3 protein-coding genes and 1 riboswitch are annotated in these 3,470 nt (G+C 56.7%); all 3 genes read left to right on the top strand.

Going from position 1 to position 3,470, the window contains the following annotated elements; translation table 11 throughout:
• Nucleotides 1-848: ketoacyl-ACP synthase III (locus O6944_00990; GenBank protein ID MCZ6717725.1), on the top strand; the 848-nt coding region annotated here is incomplete at its 5' end.
• A gap of 130 nt (nucleotides 849-978) precedes the next feature.
• A riboswitch (cyclic di-GMP riboswitch) is annotated at nucleotides 979-1,061 on the top strand.
• A gap of 95 nt (nucleotides 1,062-1,156) precedes the next feature.
• Nucleotides 1,157-2,575 (top strand): hypothetical protein, encoded by a 1,419-nt coding sequence (locus tag O6944_00985; GenBank protein ID MCZ6717724.1) that lies wholly within the window; start codon nucleotides 1,157-1,159, stop codon nucleotides 2,573-2,575.
• Nucleotides 2,572-3,213: a VWA domain-containing protein gene (locus O6944_00980; protein MCZ6717723.1), complete on the top strand. Its 642-nt coding sequence runs from the start codon at nucleotides 2,572-2,574 to the stop codon at nucleotides 3,211-3,213. Before O6944_00985 ends, O6944_00980 begins: the two co-directional genes overlap by 4 nt.
• Nucleotides 3,214-3,470: the final 257 nt, after the last annotated feature.

The following is a 3,470-nucleotide window of genomic DNA, read 5'->3' as shown; positions in this document are numbered from 1 at the left end:
GCATCGAGCAACGGCGCATCGCTGCGGATGATGAGACGACCAGTGATCTGGCGTATCATGCCTCGCTGGCTGCGATGGAGATGGCAGGCGTGGGCCCACAGGAGATCGACATGATCGTCGTGGGTACCTGCACGCCCGATCTCGTCTTTCCGAATGTGGGCTGTCTGTTGCAGAGACGCCTCGGTATCGGTGGCGGACCTGCATTCAGTGTAGAGGCAGCCTGTAGCGGATTTATGTACGCCCTCACGACTGCGGATCAGTTCATGCGTACCGGTAGTATCCGGCGAGCCTTAGTAGTCGGCGCCGAGACCATGTCGCGCATCGTGGACTGGACAGACCGGGAGACGTGCGTCCTGTTCGGCGATGGCGCGGGCGCCATCGTCATCGAGGCGGCTGACGAGCCCGGATTGATCTACTCCAGCCTGGGCGCGGACGGAAAATACAAGAGCCTGTTATACGCCGAAACGGGCGTCTCCAAGAAGTCATTGGCGCATGACGCTTCCCTCATTCGAATGAAGGGCAACGAGGTTTTCAAGGTGGCCGTTCGGACGTTAGAGCGTATGGTCGATGACGTCATCGAGAAAAATGATCTTCGGCAAGATGAGATCGACTGGTTCGTCCCCCATCAGGCCAATCTTCGAATCATCATGGCCACGGCCAAACGATTGCAGATACCCATGGAACGGGTGGTCTTAACGGTCGCAGAGCATGGCAATACTTCAGCCGCCTCGGTCCCGATGGCGCTGGACACTGCAGTCCGGGACGGACGCATAAAACGTGGCGACCTGCTGCTCCTGGAGGCTTTTGGCGGCGGATTGACCTGGGGAGCGAGTTTGATCCGCTATTGAGAGCGGCCGTGCCATTTTGAGCAACTCGGCCGCATCCCGCTGCCGAGGTGGATAGATCCCGTACCTAAGCGGAGTCGGAAATTGAGACGCAAGTCTCTAGACACGCCGTCTCAATATGCGCATCCTGTGGCTTGTGAAAAGGCACACCCTTCGAAAGAAGGGGTCGCAAAGCCACCGGTCTACGGGACAGTCTAAGACAGCGGGGTTGCCAGTCGCGTTAGCCATTCGGCTCTTGCTTCTCAGTCAAACCTCTCGGTCATCGGCGTACTCCTAGCGGTGGATTCGTTACGTGGAGAGAGGATGTAACAATGGCTTTCAGCGATCTACTTGGAATCACGCCTAATCCGGTGGCCTCGGCCGGCATCTGGGTAGTGCTCTTAATAACGCTGCTCTATTTCGCGCGAATCTCGGGCCATAAGGTGGTCCTGACGTTAAGCCGGACGCTCCACGATGCCATGCGCCTGGGCTCCCATGCTCTCGCGAACGCAGAGCGGGCCCTCAGGGCACGCAACCGGGAAGTGCTTCTGGCGGCTGGACGGGAAGCGAAAGAGCGCATCATCGAGCGAGAGTTCGAGCGAGTCGCCGACGCCGTCGAAAAGGATCTGGGGTCGTACCCCCAATTTCAGCGGAATCTCAGCGATGTCATCGTCCGCATAGAAGAAGATTATCAAAAGACCATGGACGTGCCGCCGGACCCCCCGGGCTGGGTCAAGGCCGTGGATGCGGTAGCCAAAATAGACGCGCGTAACGACAACATGGTGGGAACCATCCTCAGTGACATTCACAAGTCACTGGTGAGGGCCCATGAGCAGGCGCTGGAGGAGTATCGCGGAGCCAGTCGGAAACGACACGATATGTTGCGGCGGATGGTGCCGGGTTGGCGGACCGTTCAGAAAAATCTGACCGAGGTCAACAAGAACGTAGAGAGCCTGCTGAAACGATGTCAGCCCATCGATCGGCACATGAAAGAGTATGAGGAGATCGTGAGCGGTACCGATCGCGCACTCCAGGTGCTGTCTTCCTCTTCACTGGTGCAGTTCTTTGTATCCGCGTTCGTGCTCAGCGTTGCCGTGGGCGGCGCTGCGATTAATTTCTCTCTCATCGCCCGGCCGATGGCAGAGATGGTGGGTGGCACGGCTTTTATTGGCGCGTTCAAGACTTCCGACATTGCCGCACTTGTAATTATTTTAGTGGAAGTTTCCATGGGCTTATTCTTGATGGAGTCCTTGCGGATCACGCGTTTGTTTCCCGTGATTGGCGCTTTACCGGACAAAACCAGAGTCCGCATGACCTGGATAACCTTCGGTATCTTGTTGTCCCTCGCGTCGGTTGAGGCTGGGCTTGCCTATATGAGAGAGATCCTGATGCAGGATGAGCTGGCGACCAGTGCGATCCTACGGGGTGGTACTGTGGCCGAGAACGATTTCGGCTGGATCACAACCGCAGCACAAATGGGTCTGGGATTCATGCTGCCGTTCGCTTTGGTATTCGTGGCGATACCCCTGGAGACATTAGTACATTCTCTCCGCACGATCGTAGGGATGCTTCTCGCGGGGACACTGCACCTAGCTTCGCTGTCGCTGCGCATCGCCGGAGGCGCGGTCCGGCTCATTGGTACGTTGCTGATCAGGCTCTATGACGTTCTCATATTCTTGCCTCTGTGGGTCGAAACGCGGCGCAAGAAGAAGCCAAAATCTAGTGCACAGAGCTATTCGGAGGTGTCATGATGAGACGGTTAATTTATGTGACGTTATTGGTGTTGTTCGCAGGGGCTTGTTCGGACCCTGTCCCGCGGAACATCGGCGTGTATCTTTTGCTGGATACGTCCGGAACTTATACCGAACAACTGGACAAGGCTGAGCAAATCATCAACTACACGTTGACGCGGTTGAATGGTCTGGACTCGTTCGCGGTTGCACGGATCGATACAGGTAGCTTCAGTGAGAGGGATATCATCGCTAAGGTTACCCTCGACGATCGCCCGAGCGCTGCGAATAGCCAAAAACGGTTGTTCTCCGAGACTATTCATGAATTTCTGAGTCATGTTACGCCTGCCAGTCATACAGATATTACCGGCGGGTTATTGCAGGCTGTTGAGTTTCTGGCGGAGAAGGCCCCCGGCCGCAAAATCATATTCATATTCTCGGATCTGAAGGAAGATCTCCTGGCCGGCTATGTGCGGGATTTTCCGATTCCCCTGGAAAATTTCGAGGTCGTTGCGCTGAACGTGACCAAGCTCTCAAGCGACAATATCGACCCCCGGGAGTACCTCGATCGTCTCGACATGTGGCAAGCCCGCGTGGAGGCGGAGGGTGGTTCCTGGCGCGTGATCAACGACTTGGATCGATTGGAGCGGCTGCTTTAGCCTAGATTTTTCTGCACGCCGCGTGTAGTAGCTCGCCGCACTCCCGGCGGGTGATCCATGCAATAAATCGCTGAGCGGTGTTCTACGGCCGTGGGACAGGGCACTAGGTGATCCCGTGGAATGCCGGTATCATGACAAGGTTGTTGTCGAGGAGTGCCGGCATGAGATTCGTCTTAGCGCTGCTGGCCGCTGGTCTGTTGTGCGCGCAGGCGGCGGCTGACGAAATCGACCTTAGCTTCAGTAACGATGCGCTGCGC

The sequence above is a fragment of the Gammaproteobacteria bacterium genome, assembly GCA_027296625.1.
GTDB lineage: Bacteria > Pseudomonadota > Gammaproteobacteria > JAKEHO01 > JAKEHO01 > JAKEHO01.
The sequence above is the reverse complement of the archived record's forward strand: the minus strand, read 5'-3'. Positions and strand labels throughout refer to the sequence as shown.

What these genes read in the sequence shown, in the direction of transcription:
- O6944_00985 (MCZ6717724.1), top strand. Translation starts at nt 1,157, where the DNA reads ATGGCTTTCAGCGATCTACTTGGAATCACGCCTAATCCGGTGGCCTCG.
- O6944_00980 (MCZ6717723.1), top strand. Translation starts at nt 2,572, where the DNA reads ATGATGAGACGGTTAATTTATGTGACGTTATTGGTGTTGTTCGCAGGG.